The 16,649-nt window shown below is 65.0% G+C and carries 19 protein-coding genes; 12 read left to right on the top strand and 7 right to left on the bottom strand.

Annotation, left to right across the window (positions count from 1 at the left end):
* Positions 1-29: 29 nt before the first annotated feature.
* The 5 genes from PAA8504_RS07785 to PAA8504_RS07765 all read right to left on the bottom strand — a co-directional run bounded on the left by PAA8504_RS07785 (position 30) and on the right by PAA8504_RS07765 (position 3,978).
* Positions 30-731 (bottom strand): TspO-related membrane protein, encoded by a 702-nt coding sequence (locus tag PAA8504_RS07785; protein WP_108894059.1) that lies wholly within the window; start codon positions 729-731, stop codon positions 30-32.
* A gap of 45 nt (positions 732-776) precedes the next feature.
* A complete protein-coding gene (locus PAA8504_RS07780; protein WP_108893627.1) occupies positions 777-1,088 on the bottom strand; it encodes a TspO-related membrane protein in 312 nt (103 codons plus the stop codon).
* Between the two features lie 66 nt (positions 1,089-1,154).
* Entirely contained in the window at positions 1,155-2,066 is a 912-nt protein-coding gene (locus PAA8504_RS07775) for a hypothetical protein (RefSeq protein WP_108893626.1), read from the bottom strand.
* Positions 2,063-3,328 (bottom strand): serine--tRNA ligase, encoded by a 1,266-nt coding sequence (serS, locus tag PAA8504_RS07770; RefSeq protein WP_108893625.1) that lies wholly within the window; start codon positions 3,326-3,328, stop codon positions 2,063-2,065. Before serS ends, PAA8504_RS07775 begins: the two co-directional genes overlap by 4 nt.
* Before the next feature lie 59 nt (positions 3,329-3,387).
* Entirely contained in the window at positions 3,388-3,978 is a 591-nt protein-coding gene (locus tag PAA8504_RS07765; RefSeq protein WP_146190465.1) for a trypsin-like serine peptidase, read from the bottom strand.
* 241 nt (positions 3,979-4,219) lie between these two features.
* Between PAA8504_RS07765 and yajC the strand changes: the two genes are divergently transcribed.
* Genes yajC through secF form a run of 3 tightly spaced genes read left to right on the top strand, consistent with a single transcriptional unit; the run spans position 4,220 to position 7,215 of the window.
* Complete coding sequence (gene yajC, locus PAA8504_RS07760; protein WP_108893623.1) at positions 4,220-4,543, top strand: preprotein translocase subunit YajC; 324 nt, start codon at positions 4,220-4,222, stop codon at positions 4,541-4,543.
* A gap of 25 nt (positions 4,544-4,568) precedes the next feature.
* A complete protein-coding gene (gene secD / locus PAA8504_RS07755; protein ID WP_108893622.1) occupies positions 4,569-6,242 on the top strand; it encodes a protein translocase subunit SecD in 1,674 nt (557 codons plus the stop codon).
* 4 nt (positions 6,243-6,246) lie between these two features.
* Positions 6,247-7,215, top strand: coding sequence for a protein translocase subunit SecF (gene secF / locus PAA8504_RS07750; RefSeq protein WP_108893621.1), 969 nt, complete (start codon positions 6,247-6,249; stop codon positions 7,213-7,215).
* On the opposite strand, the gene PAA8504_RS07745 is transcribed toward secF, so the two are convergent.
* Positions 7,212-7,457 carry a peptidase gene (locus PAA8504_RS07745; protein WP_108893620.1) on the bottom strand — a complete coding sequence of 82 codons (246 nt, stop codon included), beginning with the start codon at positions 7,455-7,457 and terminating at the stop codon, positions 7,212-7,214. The genes secF and PAA8504_RS07745 overlap by 4 nt on opposite strands.
* Before the next feature lie 167 nt (positions 7,458-7,624).
* Here PAA8504_RS07745 and PAA8504_RS07740 point away from each other — a divergent pair, with 167 nt between their 5' ends.
* From PAA8504_RS07740 to PAA8504_RS07715, 7 genes are all read left to right on the top strand, one after another.
* The gene (locus PAA8504_RS07740; RefSeq protein WP_108893619.1) at positions 7,625-7,975 is read left to right on the top strand and encodes an Mth938-like domain-containing protein; all 351 of its coding nucleotides are present in this window, start codon (positions 7,625-7,627) and stop codon (positions 7,973-7,975) included.
* A gap of 7 nt (positions 7,976-7,982) precedes the next feature.
* The gene (ccmA, locus tag PAA8504_RS07735) at positions 7,983-8,576 is read left to right on the top strand and encodes a heme ABC exporter ATP-binding protein CcmA (RefSeq protein ID WP_108893618.1); all 594 of its coding nucleotides are present in this window, start codon (positions 7,983-7,985) and stop codon (positions 8,574-8,576) included.
* Complete coding sequence (gene ccmB / locus PAA8504_RS07730) at positions 8,573-9,229, top strand: heme exporter protein CcmB (protein ID WP_108893617.1); 657 nt, start codon at positions 8,573-8,575, stop codon at positions 9,227-9,229. The genes ccmA and ccmB overlap by 4 nt, the downstream gene beginning before the upstream one ends.
* A 63-nt stretch (positions 9,230-9,292) precedes the next feature.
* On the top strand, positions 9,293-10,030 hold the full coding sequence (locus PAA8504_RS07725) for a heme ABC transporter permease (RefSeq protein ID WP_108893616.1): 738 nt from the start codon (positions 9,293-9,295) through the stop codon (positions 10,028-10,030).
* Positions 10,023-10,169: a heme exporter protein CcmD gene (ccmD, locus tag PAA8504_RS22435; RefSeq protein ID WP_245897562.1), complete on the top strand. Its 147-nt coding sequence runs from the start codon at positions 10,023-10,025 to the stop codon at positions 10,167-10,169. The genes PAA8504_RS07725 and ccmD overlap by 8 nt, the downstream gene beginning before the upstream one ends.
* On the top strand, positions 10,162-10,704 hold the full coding sequence (locus tag PAA8504_RS07720; RefSeq protein WP_245897561.1) for a DsbE family thiol:disulfide interchange protein: 543 nt from the start codon (positions 10,162-10,164) through the stop codon (positions 10,702-10,704). The genes ccmD and PAA8504_RS07720 overlap by 8 nt, the downstream gene beginning before the upstream one ends.
* Before the next feature lie 254 nt (positions 10,705-10,958).
* Complete coding sequence (locus PAA8504_RS07715) at positions 10,959-11,525, top strand: penta-EF hand family protein (protein WP_146190464.1); 567 nt, start codon at positions 10,959-10,961, stop codon at positions 11,523-11,525.
* Between the two features lie 111 nt (positions 11,526-11,636).
* On the opposite strand, the gene acnA is transcribed toward PAA8504_RS07715, so the two are convergent.
* Positions 11,637-14,438: an aconitate hydratase AcnA gene (gene acnA, locus PAA8504_RS07710; RefSeq protein WP_108893613.1), complete on the bottom strand. Its 2,802-nt coding sequence runs from the start codon at positions 14,436-14,438 to the stop codon at positions 11,637-11,639.
* Positions 14,439-14,656: 218 nt separating this feature from the next.
* Between acnA and PAA8504_RS07705 the strand changes: the two genes are divergently transcribed.
* Both PAA8504_RS07705 and prfB read left to right on the top strand, forming a co-directional pair.
* Entirely contained in the window at positions 14,657-15,352 is a 696-nt protein-coding gene (locus PAA8504_RS07705; protein WP_245897560.1) for a DUF1223 domain-containing protein, read from the top strand.
* 70 nt (positions 15,353-15,422) lie between these two features.
* Complete coding sequence (prfB, locus tag PAA8504_RS07700) at positions 15,423-16,547, top strand: peptide chain release factor 2 (RefSeq protein ID WP_108893611.1); 1,125 nt, start codon at positions 15,423-15,425, stop codon at positions 16,545-16,547.
* Positions 16,548-16,649: the final 102 nt, after the last annotated feature.

Here is a 16,649-nt window from a genome sequence, read left to right as displayed (position 1 = left end):
CGGTCGGACACGGGCCGGGCGCGCGCCGGTCAGGCGCCGGACACGCGTCGGGCCTTCGTCATGACGACCCCCGCCAGGATGACGCCGACGGCTGCGATCAGCGCAAGGGCGGTCAGGATCCACGCGTCGTCCCAGTTCCGGATGCCGACCCCCGTGAAGGCCCAGGTGAGGGGCGCGACGTAACCCCAGCTCGGCCGGGCATTCAGGATGCCGAGGCCGATGGCGAGGGCGACCGTCAGCGCGACGAGGGCCGCGGTGAGGTCGGAGGTGATTCCGTAGCCCGCCAGCAGCAGGCCGAGGCTGACGGCGCTGGCGGCGGTGAGCCAGCCGGCATAGAGGCCGATTGGGGTGGACAGGGTCCACGGGTCGGACGGCCCGGCGCGCAGGAGCGCCACCAGAGCGCCCGCCAGCATGATCAGGATGAGGACGGTCGCCCAGACGGGCGAGGAATTGGCGACGGGGATCCAGACGGCCCCCACGGCGAGGCTGACCGCGAGGGGCGCGCGGGTGGGCGCCCAGTCGGGGTCGTCGCCGCGGCGCAGGCCGATGAGGCCGTGGGCGATCAGCGCCAGATAGATCAACCCCCAGATCGAGAAGGCATATCCCGCCGGCACCACGGGCGGATCGTCCTGCGGGACGGGAAAGGCGTTCGGATCGAACCCGCCGAAGGAGGAGGTCACCAGCGGGGAAGCCGCGAAGGCGAGGGCGAGGAGGGGTATGAGGTATCGCATGGGGACGGATGTGGGGCGCGGCGGGGGGATGGGTAGGGCGTGCATTCATGCGCGCCGTTTGGCCAATGGATTGGGGCGGTTCGGGGTTCGGTGCGCATGAATGCGCACCCTACGGTTGCTTGTGCGGGTAGGCGCCCAGTGGGGGTCATCGCCGCGGCGCAGGCCGATGAGGCCGTGGGCGATCAGCGCCAGGTAGATCAGCCCCCAGATCGAGAAGGCGTAGCCTGCGGGGGTGACGGACGGGTCATCCTGCGGGACGGGGTAGGCGTTCGGGTCGAACCCGCCGAAGCTGCCGGTCAGCAGCGGCGACGCGGCGAAGGCGAGGGCGAGGGCGAGGAGGGGGATGAGGTATCGCATGGGGTGCGATGTGGGGCGGTTTGGGGGGAGGGGTAGGGTGCGCATGAGCGCGCACTGTGCATCGCCTCAATCTGTTTCACTGCTAATGAATGTGCGCGCAACCCAAGGGTGTCGAAATTCCTTTAGGAACCCGTCGAGCTTTTGTAAGAAGACATAGTTTATATATATACTTTTTTGGCCAAAGTTCAGTTGTGCGGAGTTGCCGTCCGTGGACGTTTCTAGTTTCAGGCGTTCTTTGTATACTTCCTGAGTCTCGATTGAACCGATTAAGTGTTGGTGCAAGCGTTCGTATATCTCTTTTCGAATGATAATGATTTGATCCAAAAACTCCCGGCTTGCAGCCGTGAATGAGTGAGTTTTCTCAAGCAGGTCGCGGAGCTCTTGGCGAAACTTCTTATTTATCTTCTCGTTATTTATCAATTCTTCGGCGTCCGTTGTCGATTCGAATGATACCTTGCTTCTTGAATTGCCTTTTGGGGAATAGTCAGCGCTCTGAACTCGCTTCCTTCTGAGGGAAACGCCATGAAGAGGGGAGCTATTGTGCATCGCGTGATTTCTAAGCGCGTAGCAAAGCCTGTAGCTGAAGGAGTTGTCGTATTTCTCCGAGAAGATTGCGTTTAGATCAGCCTCCAGCACTCCTACTGCTTTGTGCTTTGGTATGCGTTTTCTGATTCGCTCTTCGAATACGCGGCTTGAGCTCAGGAAGGTTTGCGCTGAGATGTTTAGGTCTGCATAGGGTGTGTCTAAAAATTCGTGGCCAGGCAGCCGCGCGTCGAGTTGGCGATCGCATTCGAGCGCATAGATCAGCTGCCGTTTCTCGAACTCGAAGTGCGCTCGCCAAAGCGCTCGGAATGCCTCTTCGATCTCCCAGAGATCGGAGATGAACGCGTTTGATTGAAAGATGGACGTGGCTTCTGCATCGGACAGAACGATCTCGCCAATCGCACCTGCTCGCCAAACAAGTTGCGCCGTGCTCATCTATCGATCGCCTCCACGCCCCCCATATACCCCCGCAGCACCTCCGGCACGACGATGCTGCCGTCCGGCTGCTGCCCGTTCTCCAGCACCGCGATCAGCGCCCGCCCCACGGCTACTCCGCTGCCGTTCAGCGTATGCACGAATTGCGGCTTCCCCCCGTCTGCGGGCTTGAAGCGGGCGTTCATGCGGCGGGCCTGGAAGTCCCAGCAGTTCGAGACCGAGCTGATCTCGCGGTAGCGCTTCTGGCCCGGCAGCCAGACCTCGATGTCGAAGGTGCGGCGGGCGCCGAAGCCGGTGTCGCCGGTGCAGAGCTTGATCGTGCGGTAGGGGAGATCCAGCGCCTCGAGGATGCCCTCGGCGCAGGCAAGCATCCGCAGCTGCTCGTCATCGGAGGTGTCGGGGTGGGTGATCGAGACCATCTCGACCTTCTCGAACTGGTGCTGGCGGAGCATGCCGGCGGTGTCCTTGCCGGCGGACCCGGCCTCGGACCGGAAGCACAGGGTGTGGGCGGTGAAGCGTTTCGGCAGGTCGGATTCGGAGAGGGTCTCGCCCGCGACGATGTTGGTCAGGGGCACCTCGGAGGTGGGGATCAACCACCAGCCGTTGGTGGTCTGGTAGCTGTCCTCGGCGAATTTGGGGAGCTGGCCGGTGCCGCGCATCGCCTCGTCCTTGACGAGGACGGGGGGAATGATCTCGGTCAGGCCGTTCTGGTCGACATGGGTGTCGAGCATGAACTGCGCCAGCGCCCGGTGGAGGCGGGCGATCTGGCCGCGCAGCAGGGCAAAGCGGGAGCCGGAGAGGCGGGCGGCGGTTTCGAAGTCGATGTCGGCGGTGAGGTCGTAGTGTTCCCTGGCGTTGGCGATCGGGGTGGGGTCGCCGTGGCGCTTGATCTCGACGTTGTCATCCTCGGAGGTGCCTTCGGGGACGTCGGGGGCCATGGTGTTGGGCAGGGTCATGAGCTGGGCGATCAGCTCGGCATCCTTTTCGCGGGCGGCTTGTTCCTGGTCGGCGACCTCGGCCTTTTTCTGGGCGACCTCGGCGCGCAGGCGGTCGAACTCGGCCTCGTCACCCTGCGCCTTGGCGGCGCCGACCTGCTTGGAGGCCGCGTTCTGCTGGGCCTTCGCGGTCTCGGACGCGTGGATGGCGGCGCGGCGGGCCTCGTCCAGGGCCAGGAGGGGGGCGGAGGCGTTCGGGATGCCGCGGCGGGCCATCGCGTCGTCGAAAGCTTCGGGATTGTCGCGGATGGTGCGGATGTCGTGCATGGGGGCCTCCGGGCGGGGTATCGGGCGTGCGTTCGAGTCGCGCGCGTTATGGCGCAATCTCACGGTGGTGTGTAGCCGGGCAGCAGTTGCGGCGAGATCAGCGTGGCGAGGCTGCGCGTCGTGCCGATCCCGGCGATGAGGATGGCGGCGGCGTGCCAGCCGTCGGCGGTGCGGGTCAGGACGGGGCTGCCCCGCTCGGCCGGGGCGGTGGGACAGTCGAGCAGCAGATCCATGCCGCGCCGGTCGATCAGGCGGCAGGTGCGGTGCGCAGGATCGGTGGCACCGGCGGGATAGGTGATCAGCGCCAGGATCGCCCCCACGGGCGGAGCGGGGCCGGTGGGCAGGGGCGTGAGAAGAGTCGCGGGATCGAGCGGCAGCGCGGCCTGGGAAATTTGGGCGTGGTATTCGGGAATCGGCGGCAGGTTCGGACGGAGGATGGCACCGGGGCGGTAGGTCGTCGCAGGGCCCTGGAGGTTCCGGTTCGCCCGGGCGCAGGGCACGGTCGTCAACGCGGTGGCGGGGGCGATCAGGAACGCGGTGCAGGTGTCGCGCTGGTCCGGGCGACCCAGGCGCAGAACACCCTCGGACGGGGGCGGATCGGTGGCGCCGGGCAGCAGCACAAGGGCGATGAGACAAAGGGCGCGGCGCATGCGGGACACGATAGCGCAGGGCTGCGAATGCAAGGAGAGCTTTTGCGCCAGATGGAATTGCCGCACGGTTTTTCGCATGCCGCTTGTCGGTGTTTGCACTTTGTTCACGCATGTCGCGCAATCTGGCGGCAGGTTCGGCGCAGGGTCGGGCTTGCTGGACAACGGGGGAGGGCACAGATAGGACGAAGCCGATTTTGAAGCCGGGCCGCCTTGGCCCCAACCAGCCCTGTGAGGACCGACCATGTTCGCCACACCCGCCTATGCGCAGGCCGCCGGTGGCGCGGGAAGCGCATTTGCCAGCTTCGTGCCGCTGATCCTGATTTTCGCCATCATGTATTTCCTGCTGATCCGGCCGCAGCAGAAAAAGGTGAAGGAGCATCAGAAGATGGTCGAAGCGCTGCGCCGGGGGGACCAGGTGGTCACGGCGGGCGGTCTCGTGGGCAAGGTGACCAAGGTGCTTGACGCAGGCGAGGCCGAGGTCGAACTGGCCGAAGGCGTCAAGGTGCGGGTCGTGAAGTCGACCATCGCTCAGGTCCGTAGCAAGACCGAGCCCGCCGAGGCTTGAGGCCTGCTCGCTGAAAGGCACTGACATGCTGCAAATTCCGCTCTGGAAACGCGTCGTGATCTGGGGGCTCGTGGCCCTGGGGATCGTGCTGGCGGTGCCCAACCTGTTCTATGGACGGGTGGAGCAGGCCAACGATGCCCGTGCCACGATCGAGACCATGGGCGCGACGCCCGAGCGGACCGCTGCCGCCGAGAGCTGGCCGGACTGGCTGCCGTCCGGCTTGGTGAACCTTGGCCTCGACCTGCGGGGAGGGGCGCATCTTCTGGCCGAAGTGCAGGTCGAGGATGTGTATGCCCAGCGGATCGACGGTCTGTGGCCCGAGCTGCGAAACGAGTTGCGCGAGGCGCGGGACACGGTGGGCACCATCCGTCGCACGGACGAGGGCGGGCCGGTGTTGGAGGTGCGGATCTCACGCCCCGATGGACTGTCGCGCGCCTTGGAAATCGTGCGGGGGCTGTCGCAGCCTGTGGCCTCGATCTCGGGTGCGGGGACCCAAAGCCTGGAAGTGTCGGGCGAGCAGACGGGCGATACTGCGGTGCTGCGACTGACCCTCAGCGAAGCAGAACGCGCCGCGACCGACGACCGAACCATCCGTCAGAGCCTGGAGATCATCCGCCGCCGCGTCGACGAGGTCGGCACGCGCGAGCCCACGATCCAGCGCCAGGGCGCGGACCGGATCCTGATCCAGGTGCCCGGCATCGGGTCAGCCGCGGAACTCAAGACCTTGATCGGCACGACAGCGCAACTGACCTTCCACCCGGTTTTGAACCGGACCGGCGATTCCGACGCGAATGCAGGGCCGGGCAATGTGATTTATCCCTCGCTGGACGAAGAGGGAGCGTATTACGTGCTGGAGCGCACTCCGGTCGTCTCGGGCGAGACGCTGACCGACGCGCAGCCGGCGTTCGACCAGAACGGGCGCCCCGCCGTCAATTTCCGCTTCAATCCCCAAGGCGCGCGCGCGTTCGGCGATTACACAGCCGAGAATATAGGATCGCCCTTCGCCATCGTGCTGGACGAGGAGGTCATCTCGGCCCCCGTCATTCAAAGCCACATCCCAGGCGGGTCGGGCATCATTACCGGTAATTTTACGGTCGAGGAATCGACAGAACTGGCCGTGCTTCTGCGTGCAGGCGCACTTCCGGCCGAACTGACCTTCCTGGAAGAACGAACCATCGGCCCCGAACTGGGCCAGGATTCGATCGACGCTGGCCGCATCGCCTGCCTGGTGGCTTTCGCCGCCGTGATGGTGATGATGGCCGCCAGCTATGGCCTGTTCGGGATCTTCGCCAACATCGCGCTGTTGATCAATGTGGGCCTGATCTTCGGTTTGCTGAGCCTGATCGGCGCCACGCTGACGCTTCCGGGCATCGCCGGGATCGTGCTGACCATCGGCATGGCGGTCGATGCGAACGTTCTGGTCTTCGAGCGAATCCGCGAGGAACTGAAGACCGCCAAGGGCCCCAGCCGCGCGATCAGCCTGGGCTACGAGCGAGCGTTGTCGGCGATCGTCGACGCCAACATCACGACGTTCATCATCGCGGGCATCCTGTTCATGCTGGGCTCGGGTCCTGTCCGCGGTTTTGCCGTGACGCTGGGCCTGGGGATCCTGACCAGTGTGTTCACCGCAATCTTCGTGACCCGCCTGATCATCGTGACGTGGTTCGACCGCCGCCGTCCCAAGACCATCGAGGTTTGACGCCATGCGCCTGAAATTCGTCCCCGACGATGTGAATATCGACTGGTTCAAGCGTGCTCGTCTTACCTTCGGCGCGTCGGTCGTGGCCATGATCCTGTCGGTGATCGTCTGGGCCGTGCTGGGCCTGAACTTCGGCATCGACTTCCAGGGCGGGACGACCATCCGGACCCAGGCCGAGGAGGTCGTGGACGTCGCCGAATACCGTGCCGCGCTGGAACCGTTGGGCCTGGGGGATGTCGTGATCTCGGAGGTGTTCGACCCGTCCTTCGGGCCGGACGAGAACGTGGCGATGGTGCGTCTTGGCGCGCAGGGGGAAGAGGCCAGCGTCTCTCCCGATACGATCGAGGAGGTGCGCACCGCGCTGGCAGAGGTTGCCCCGTCGGTGGAGTTCACCAGCGTGGAATCCGTTGGTCCCAAGGTCTCGGGCGAGTTGATCCAGACGGCGTTCCTGGCCGTTGCGGCTTCGCTGGCGGCGATCCTGATCTATATCTGGCTGCGGTTTGAGTGGCAGTTCTCGGTCGGGGCGGTCGCGGCGCTGTTTCACGACGTGATCCTGACGATCGGGCTGTTCTCGGTCCTGCGGATCCAGTTCGACCTGGCGACCATTGCGGCGATCCTGACGATCATCGGCTATTCGATCAACGACACCGTCGTGATCTTCGACCGGCTGCGGGAAAACCTGATAAAGTACAAGTCGCGCGCCCTGAAGGACGTGATGAACCTCAGCGTGAACGAGACATTGAGCCGGACGGTCATGACCAGCGGCACCACCCTGATTGCGCTGATCGCGCTTCTGGTTCTGGGCGGCGATGTGATCCGCGGCTTCGTCTTCGCGATCACCTGGGGTATTATTGTCGGTACGTATTCGTCCGTCTTCGTCGCGAAGAACATCGTTCTGTTCCTGGGCGTGAAGCGCGACTGGTCGAAGCCCGACAAGACAGAGGGCAACCAGTTCGCAAAGATCGACAGCTAGCCCGCGACCAGCGCGCGCGTGATGCCGTAGACGTACAGCCCGGCGAACAGGATGTTGGTGTATTTCAACTGCGGCTCGGTCCTAAGCCAGCCGCAGAAGATCCAGATCAGGCAGAAGGGCAGGCTGAGCGTCATTGCGGCGAATTGCCAGCCCTGCACGATGCAGACGGTGCTGGCGAGCCCGAGGGCGAACGCGATCCATTTCAACGGTTGCTCGGCCCGAGCAAGCATCGAGAGCGTCATGTCATGGCTTTCCGGTGATCGGCGCCGTGGACCCGGCGTTCCGATGGCTCACAGTAGCGTGAGCGAAGAGGTTGGGCAAGCGCCGCCGCTCCGCTGTATTGGCTGCGTCATAGGGTTTCGGTCGCAGGGGCTTTGACCCGTCCGCGAAGGAGGCTAGGGTCCGCGGCATGGAACTGAATCCGACTGAATTCATGGAAGGCGTGCCCATCGACGGGTATGGGACGGGCTTCTTTCGCGTGGGCGGCGAGGTGCACGAGGGGGCCATGTTGCTGTTGCCCTCGGGGCGGTTCGCGTGGAGCGGTTTCGACGCCGCCCCGATCCTGGCGGCCCGCGACCAGATCGACATCATGCTGATCGGGACCGGCCCTGAGATGACACATATCCCCCGCGATTTCCGCGATGCGCTGGATGAGGCGGGGATCGGGGTCGAGAGCATGGCTTCGGGGCAGGGGTGCCGGACCTACAACGTCCTTCTGGGCGAGGGGCGCCGGATCGGTGCGGCCCTTCTGCCGACGTGAGACCACGATGAGGCTGGAGGCCAGAGGGCTGACGGTGGGACGCGGCGGCCTGCCGGTCCTGGCGGACCTGTCCTTCGCGGTCGAGGCCGGTCACGCGCTGATCCTGCGGGGGCCGAACGGGTCGGGCAAGACGACGCTTCTGCGTACCTTGGCCGGTCTGCAACGCGCCTATGCGGGCGAGGTCTCGCCCGGGTCGGACGCCATCGCCTATGGCGGGCACCGCGACGGAATGAAGGGGCAGCTGACCGTGGCCGAGAACCTGTCGTTCTGGGCCCGTTTGCATGGTCTTCGCGACATCACCCCGGCTTTGCGCGCCTTCGCGCTGGAGCGGTTGGATGATCGGCAGGCCCAGCACCTGTCGGCCGGGCAAGCCCGGCGGCTGGGGCTTGCGCGATTGCTCGTCACAGGGCGGCCAATCTGGTGCCTGGACGAGCCCACCGTTTCACTGGATGCCGAGAACACCGGCCGCTTCGCCGACATGGTGCGCGCGCATCTCGGGGATGGCGGGATCGCCGTGATCGCCACGCATATCGATCTGGGGTTGCAGGGTGATACGCTGGACGTCCAACGCTTTCGCGCGACGCTGGAGGCCTTTGGGTGATCCGCCTGATCCTGCGGGACCTTGCACTGGCCGTGCGGGCGGGGGGCGGCTTCGGCCTTGGGCTGGCCTTCTTCCTGATCGTCACCGTGCTCGTCCCGTTCGGAGTGGGGCCGGAGACCGCGCGACTGGCCCCCATCGCGCCGGGCGTGTTGTGGATCGCGGCGCTTCTGGCCTGCTTGTTGTCACTGGACCGCATCTTCGCCATTGACCGAGAGGACGGCGCGCTGGACCTTCTGGCCACAGCCCCCGTCCCGTTGGAGGGGGTGACGCTCGCCAAGGCGGCGGCGCACTGGCTGACGACGGGCCTGCCGCTGAGCCTTGCCGCCGCGCCTTTGGGGGTTCTTCTGGGCATGCCTTGGCCCGGGCATCTGTGGCTGACGGTCTCGCTTCTGGTCGGCACCCCGGCGCTGTCGCTGATCGGTGCGTTCGGCGCGGCGTTGACCGTGGGGCTGAAGCGGGGCGGGCTGTTGATGTCGCTTCTGGTGCTGCCCCTCTATATCCCCACGCTGGTCTTCGGGGCGGACGTCGCGCGGCGGGGGGCGGATGGGCTGGATCCGGGCACGCCGCTTGCCCTTTTGGGGGCGGTCACGCTGGGCTGTGTCGCGGGCTTGCCGTTTGCCGCGGCGGCGGCATTGCGCACCAGCCTGCGCTGACGCGACGAAGGTGTGACCGCCCGTCTCTTGTTGGCCGGGATCGTGCGCGGTAGAGGAAGAACCATGCCGTCGATCTGGACCTTCGCCAATCCGACCCGCTTCATGGCCGTGACGCAACGGCTGGTCCCCGCGTTCGGCGGGCTGGCGGCGCTGTGTCTGATCGGAGGGTTGATCTGGGGGTTCTTCTTCACCCCGGACGATTATCGCCAAGGCGCAACGGTCAAGATCATCTACCTGCATGTCCCCGCCGCCTTCCTGGCGATCAACGCGTGGTTCATGATGCTGGTGGCGTCGCTGATCTGGCTGATCCGGCGGCATCATGTCAGTGCTCTGGCCGCGCGGGCCGCCGCGCCGATCGGTGTGACCATGACGCTGATCGCGCTTGTCACGGGGGCCGTCTGGGGCCAGCCGATGTGGGGGACGTGGTGGGCGTGGGACCCGCGTCTGACCTCGTTCCTGATCCTGTTTCTGTTCTACCTGGGCTATATTTCGCTGTGGGGCGCCATCGACGACCCGGACACCGCGGCCGATCTGACCAGCGTGCTGTGCCTTGTCGGGTCGGTCTTCGCGGTACTTTCGCGCTATGCCGTGAATTTCTGGAACCAGGGCCTGCATCAGGGGGCGTCGCTGTCGCTGGACGCCGAGGAGAACGTGGCCGACGTGTTCTACTATCCGCTGCTGGTCTGCCTTGCGGGGTTCCTCGCGCTGTTCGTCGCCTTGGTCCTTCTGAGGACACGGACCGAGATCCGGGCGCGGCGGCTACATGTGCTGCGCTTGCGTGAAAGGATGGCCGATGCCTGATCTTGGGAAATACGCGCTGGAGGTCGGCCTGGCCTATGGTGCGTCGGCGGTTCTTTTGCTGGCGCTGGTCGGACTTTCGGTACTGCGCGCCGCCCGCGTCAGACGCCAGCTCGAGAAGGTGGAGGCGCGGCGTGGCTAGATTTCCGATTCTGGCGGTCGTCCCGCCCGTGGTGTTCCTGGGGCTGGCCGGGTTGTTCTTTGCCGGGATGCAGCGCGAGGATCCTGATGCGTTGCCGTCGACTTTCGTGGGTCGCGAGGCCCCGGCACTGACAGTCACGCCTTTGGGGGATCTGCCGCCTGTGACGGCCGAGGCATTGCAGGCCGAGGGTGTGAAGCTGGTGAATTTCTGGGCCTCCTGGTGCGCGCCCTGCCGGGTGGAACATCCGAACCTCGAGGCGCTGGCCGAGGACGAGGGAGTGCCGATCTATGGCATCAACTACAAGGACGAGGAAGAGAATGCGCTGGCATTCCTGAACGAGCTGGGGAACCCCTATGCCGGCACATCCGCGGATTCGAGCGGTCGGACCGCGCGTGATTGGGGCGTCTACGGCGTGCCCGAGACGTTCGTCGTCGATGGCGAAGGACGAGTGCTGGCGCGCGTGGCCGGTCCGGTAACGGAACGCACTCTGGACCGGACGATCCTGCCGGCGCTGGAAGAGGCCGGCGTCAGGTGAGCGCGGCGTAGACCAGCGCGATCATCAGCACGGCGGTCTCGACCATCGGAAGGGGCCAATCCAGTTTGGCCGTTGCGGTTCTGATCGCGTCTTTCATGGCGGGAAAAGCGGGTCCGTCAGTATTTTGACCCAGTGTTACCTTGATTCCGCAATATGTCGATGGAGAATCCATCCATCGGCAATGGGATCCTTTACCTGAGGTTAGCAAACGCGGCGATAAGCTCGGCCGATCTTGCAGGCAGGGAGTTGTACCGTTGAAATTGAACATGTTAGGCCTCTCGGCCCTTTTCGCCGTCTCGGCCACGGTCGCCGTGGCGCAGGGGCAGACCTTCAATCAGATCGACAGGGACCGGTCCGGCACGCTGGACCCGGCCGAGCTTCAGGCCGCCTTCGGCGCGGCGGGGAACACGACCCTGGCCGCCTATGACAGGGACGGGGATGGAACCTTGTCGCTGGACGAGGCGAGCCGCTCCGGCGGTGACGATGCGGACGGGGATATCGGTGATGAAGGCGAGGAGGTGGCGAGAGACACCCATTCCTTCAGCCCCGACGCGCAACGCGCGCTATCGAAGTTCGACGAGAACGGCGACGGCATGGTGACCCGGAACGAGGTGCGGGCGTCGGACGATGCGCCGGGCGACCGCGGCCGCGACTCGGACCGGGGCGACTCAAGTGGACGCGACTCGGGCGGACGGGACTCTGGCGGACGGGACTCCGGTGGACGGGACGCGGGCGGACGGGATTCCGGTGGGCGCGGCAACGATGGCGGTCATGGAAAGGGGAACGGTGGCGACAAGGGCAAAGGGCGCGGCCGGGGCTGATCGAAACGCCTTGCGCGCCGGGGTTTTGGTCCGGCGTGCCCCCTGACGCGGGAAGGCCCGCCGCGAAACGTCGCGGCGGGCCCTTTCTTGATCGGCGACTGTCGCGGCCGGTCAGGCGGCCGAGGCGGTGTCCGCCAGGCGACGCAGCACGTAGTGCAGGACGCCCCCGTTCTTGACGTAGTCGATCTCGATCGCCGTATCTATCCGGCTCTTCAGCGTTATGTCCTTGGTCGCACCGTCCGCGTATTTGATGGTGCAGGGCACCTCGGCGCCGGGGCCGAAATCCTCTTCCAGGCCGTGGATCGAGAATTCCTCGTCCCCCGTCAGGTTCAGGCTTTCGCGGGTGTCGCCCATGAACTCGAACGGCAGGACGCCCATCCCCACGAGGTTCGAGCGGTGGATGCGCTCGTAGCTTTCGGCGATGACGGCCTTGACGCCCAGAAGGGCGGTGCCCTTCGCGGCCCAGTCCCGGCTGGAGCCAGCGCCGTATTGCTCGCCCGCGATCACGACCAGGGGGGTGCCCTGTTCCTGATACTTCATCGCGGCGTCATAGATCGGCATTTGCTTCCCGTCCGGACCCTTGGTGTAGCCGCCTTCGACCCCATCCAGCATCTCATTGCGGATGCGGATGTTAGCGAAAGTGCCGCGCATCATCACCTCGTGATTGCCGCGACGCGAGCCATAGGAGTTGAATTCCCGCGGCTGGACTTGCCGTTCGGTCAAATACGAACCGGCGGGTGTCGTTTCCTTGAAGGAACCGGCAGGGCTGATGTGGTCAGTGGTGACCATGTCGCCCAGCAAAGCCAGCATCCGGGCGCCGTCGATGTTCGAGATCTTGCCCGGCTCCTTGTCCATGCCCTGGAAGTAGGGCGGGTTCTGAACGTAGGTCGACCCCGAGGGCCAGTCATAGGTCTGGCTGTCAGTGGTTTCGACCGCTTTCCACTTCTCGTCGCCTTCGAAGACGTCGGCGTATTTCTCCTGGAAGCGGTCGCGGGTCACGGTGTCCTCGACCATCCGCGCGATCTCGTTCTGCGAGGGCCAGATGTCCTTGAGGAAGACGTCGTTGCCGTTATTGTCCTGGCCCAGCGGCTCGCGCGTGATGTCGACATTCATGTCACCGACCAGCGCGTAGGCCACGACCAGCGGCGGCGAGGCGAGGTAGTTGGCCCGAACGTCGGGGCTGATCCGGCCCTCGAAGTTGCGGTTGCCCGACAGGACCGACACGCCGATCAGGTCGTTGTCGTGGATCGCCTTCGACAGTTCCTCGGGGATGGGGCCCGAATTGCCGATGCAGGTCGTGCAGCCATAGCCCACGAGGTTGAAGCCGATGGCATCCAGATCCTCTTGCAGGCCGGTGGCTTCGAGATAAGAGGACACCACCTGCGAGCCCGGCGCCAGCGAGGTCTTCACCCAAGGCTTGCGATCCAGCCCCAGTTCGCGCGCCTTGCGGGCCATCAGGCCGGCGCCGATCATCACGTAGGGGTTCGACGTGTTGGTGCAGGACGTGATCGAGGCGATGACGATCGAGCCGTCATGCAGTTCGAACGATTTCTCCTCGCCGTCGATGTCCTTCATCGTGACATGGGCGCGCTTGTGGTTGCCCTTGTCGCCGGGGATTTCCTTCGGCGCGGGCTGTCCGCCTTCGGCTTCCCAGCGCTTCTCGCGGCGCTCGTCCTCGGGTTTGTCCGAATGGCGCTGTTCCTCGATATAGGCGTGGAACTGGTCGGCCGCCTCGTCGAGGTTGATGTGCTGCTGGGGATGCTTCGGGCCCGAGATGGCGGGCTTCAGCGTGGACATGTCCAGTTCCAGCGTGTCGGTGAACACGGGCTCGTCGCCGGCGTTGCGCCACATGCCCTGCTGCTTGGCATAGGCTTCGACCAGCGCGATTGTCTCTTTCTCGCGACCGGTTTGGTTGAGGTAGCGCAGCGTCTCGTCGTCGATGGGGAAGAACGCACAGGTGCCGCCGAATTCGGGCGACATGTTGCCCAGCGTGGCGCGGTCGGCCAGGGGCACGTTGTCCAGCCCGTCGCCGTAGAACTCGACGAATTTCTGCACAACGCCTTTCTTGCGCAGCATCTCGCAGACTTTCAGGACAAGGTCGGTGGCTGTGCAGCCCTCGGGCATCGCACCGGTCAGCTTGAAGCCGACGACCTCGGGGATCAGCATTGACACGGGTTGGCCCAGCATCGCCGCCTCAGCCTCGATCCCGCCGACGCCCCAGCCCAGAACGGCCGCGCCGTTGACCATGGTGGTGTGGCTGTCGGTGCCCACGAGCGTGTCGGGATAGGCGACCATCTCGCCCGACTGGTCGGTGTCGGACCAGACCGTCTTGGCAAGATATTCCAGGTTCACCTGGTGGCAGATGCCGGTGCCGGGCGGGACGACGCGGAAGTTCTGGAACGCCTTCTGACCCCACTTGAGGAAGGTGTAGCGTTCGATGTTGCGCTCGTACTCGCGGTCCACGTTCATCTGGAAGGCGCGCGGGTTGCCGAACTCGTCGATCATGACCGAGTGGTCGATCACGAGGTCCACGGGGTTCAGCGGGTTGATCTTCTGCGCGTCACCGCCCAGCTGTTCGATCCCGTCGCGCATCGCGGCCAGGTCGACCACGGCAGGAACGCCAGTGAAATCCTGCATCAGGACCCGGGCGGGGCGGTACGCGATCTCGCGGTTGGTCTTGCCGCCGTTCTGTGCCCAGTCGGCGAAGGCCTTTATGTCTTCGACGGTGGTGGTGTTGCCGTCTTCGAACCGCATCAGGTTCTCGGCCAGGACTTTCAGCGATTTCGGCAGGTTGGAGAAGTCGCCCAGTCCCGCCTCCTTCGCGGCATCGAGCGAGTAATAGGCGTAGGCTTTGCCGTCCACGTCCATGGTGCGGCGTGTCTTCGACGAGTCGTGTCCGACTTCGATCGGCATGGCGATGCTCCTTGCGATGGTCAATTCATGCGTCGGGTGTTCCCCGGCGAGCTAGGTTGGAGTTAGACCATTTCCAGATTGTATGCAACAGTATGCAGATGTGACATATGCGCAAGTCGCGCCATTTGGTTACGTCCCTCTCGCAAAACCTTGATTGGCCTCTGAGGGTGGGGGGTCATACGACTGCGCCCTGTCCCGATCGTCCCGGAGGTTGCCCCGTGCTACGTCGTCTTCTGTGTGCCCTGGCGCTTGCCGCCTGGGGTCCTGCCGTGGCAACGGCCGAGGATCAGCCCGTCGTGGTCGAGCTTTTCACCTCGCAGGGGTGTTCGTCCTGTCCGCCGGCGGACCGTTTCCTGCACGAGATGTCCGACCATCCCGACGTTCTGGCTTTGGCGCTGCACGTGGATTACTGGGACTATATCGGTTGGAAGGACAGTTTCGCGGACCCGCGTTTCACGAAGCGTCAGAAGGCCTATGCCCATGCCGGGGGCGAAAAGATGATCTATACCCCGCAGGTGATCGTGGGTGGCGAGGCCCGAACCGTGGGCAGTCGCGTGGCGCAGGTCGCCGACGCGATCATGGCCGAGAAGGGGGACCCCCAGCCCGCCCGAGTCGCAGTTTCGCGCGATGGGGGCACCCTTTCGATCCGGGTCCAGATGGCCGAGGGTGCGGCGGCGCGGCCGATGCTGGTGCAACTGGTAAGTTTCACCCCGCATGAACGCGTCGCCATACACGACGGCGAGAATGCGGGCCGGGTGATGGACTATGCCAACATCGTGCGCGACTGGCAGGTTCTGGGCGAATGGGACGGCACCGGTACCTGGACCGGCGAGGCGGCGGTGAACGGGCCGGCTGCGGTCATCGTGCAAGCGCCCGGTCCAGGCGAAATCCTGGGCGCGCGCCGCGTGGAGTAGGCCTGCCCGCCTTGTAGCCCCCCATGCCCGTTGGTAGAGGAGTGACCCGAAGCCCCGGAGGAGCCCGCCCATGCGCGCCGAGATACAGAACACCGTCGAGTCCATCGAGAAATCGCTCGACCTTCTGCGTCAGCGGATGGACTACGGGACGGCGGCCTTCCGGTTGGAAGAGTTCAACGCCCGGGTCGAGGACCCGACGCTGTGGGACGATCCCGACAGCGCGCAGAAGCTGATGCGCGACCGGCAGGCGCTGGTCGATGCACTGGCGCGCTACGAGGGTATGGCGCAGGAACTGTCGGATCAGGTCGAGCTGATCGAGATGGGAGAGGCCGAAGACGATGCCGACATCGTGGCCGAGGCCGAAGCTGCCCTTAAATCGCTGGAGAAGCGCGCCGACGCCGCCGAGCTTGAAGCGCTGCTGAACGGCGAGGCGGACGGAAACGACACATTCCTGGAGATTAACGCGGGCGCCGGCGGAACCGAAGCCTGCGACTGGGCACAGATGTTGCAACGGATGTATGTCCGCTGGGCCGAGAAGCGCGGCTTCAAGGTCGAGCTTCAATCCGAGGAAGCCGGTGGCGAGGCGGGGATCAAGTCGGCAGGATACAAGATCAGCGGGCAGAACGCATATGGCTGGCTGAAATCGGAATCGGGCGTCCACCGGCTGGTGCGGATCAGTCCCTTCGGGAAGGGCACGCGCGAGACTTCGTTCGCCTCAGTCTGGGTCTATCCGGTCGTCGACGACAATATCGAGATCGAGGTGAACCCGGCCGATATCCGTCTGGACACCTACCGCTCGTCGGGCGCCGGCGGCCAGCACGTGAACACGACCGATTCGGCTGTGCGGATCACCCACATCCCCACGGGGATCGTGGTCACTAGCTCGGAAAAGTCGCAGCACCAGAACCGCGACATCGCGATGAAGGCGTTGAAGTCGCGACTGTACCAGATGGAGCTGGACCGGCGGAACGCGGCAATCAACGAGGCGCATGAAAGCAAGGGCTCGGCCGGTTGGGGCAACCAGATCCGGTCCTATGTGCTGCAGCCCTATCAGATGGTGAAGGACCTTCGGACCGAGCATGAAACCTCGGACACCAAGGGTGTGCTGGACGGCGATCTGGACCCGTTCATGGCCGCGACGCTGGCGATGGACGTCGCAGGCAAGTCGCGGGCTGAGGCCGCGGGCGAAGACTGACGCCCCCCACCCTGGCGGTGCAATCGATGGGCTGCCATGCGCAAGGCCCAGCCCGTGCCGAAGGGATGCATGGCGTCATCACCTTGCGACCCCGGGCGACTT

The sequence above is a fragment of the Palleronia abyssalis genome, from assembly GCF_900302445.1.
GTDB lineage: Bacteria > Pseudomonadota > Alphaproteobacteria > Rhodobacterales > Rhodobacteraceae > Palleronia > Palleronia abyssalis.
Note: the sequence above shows the minus strand (reverse complement) of the source record. Positions and strands in the feature narration are given on the sequence as shown.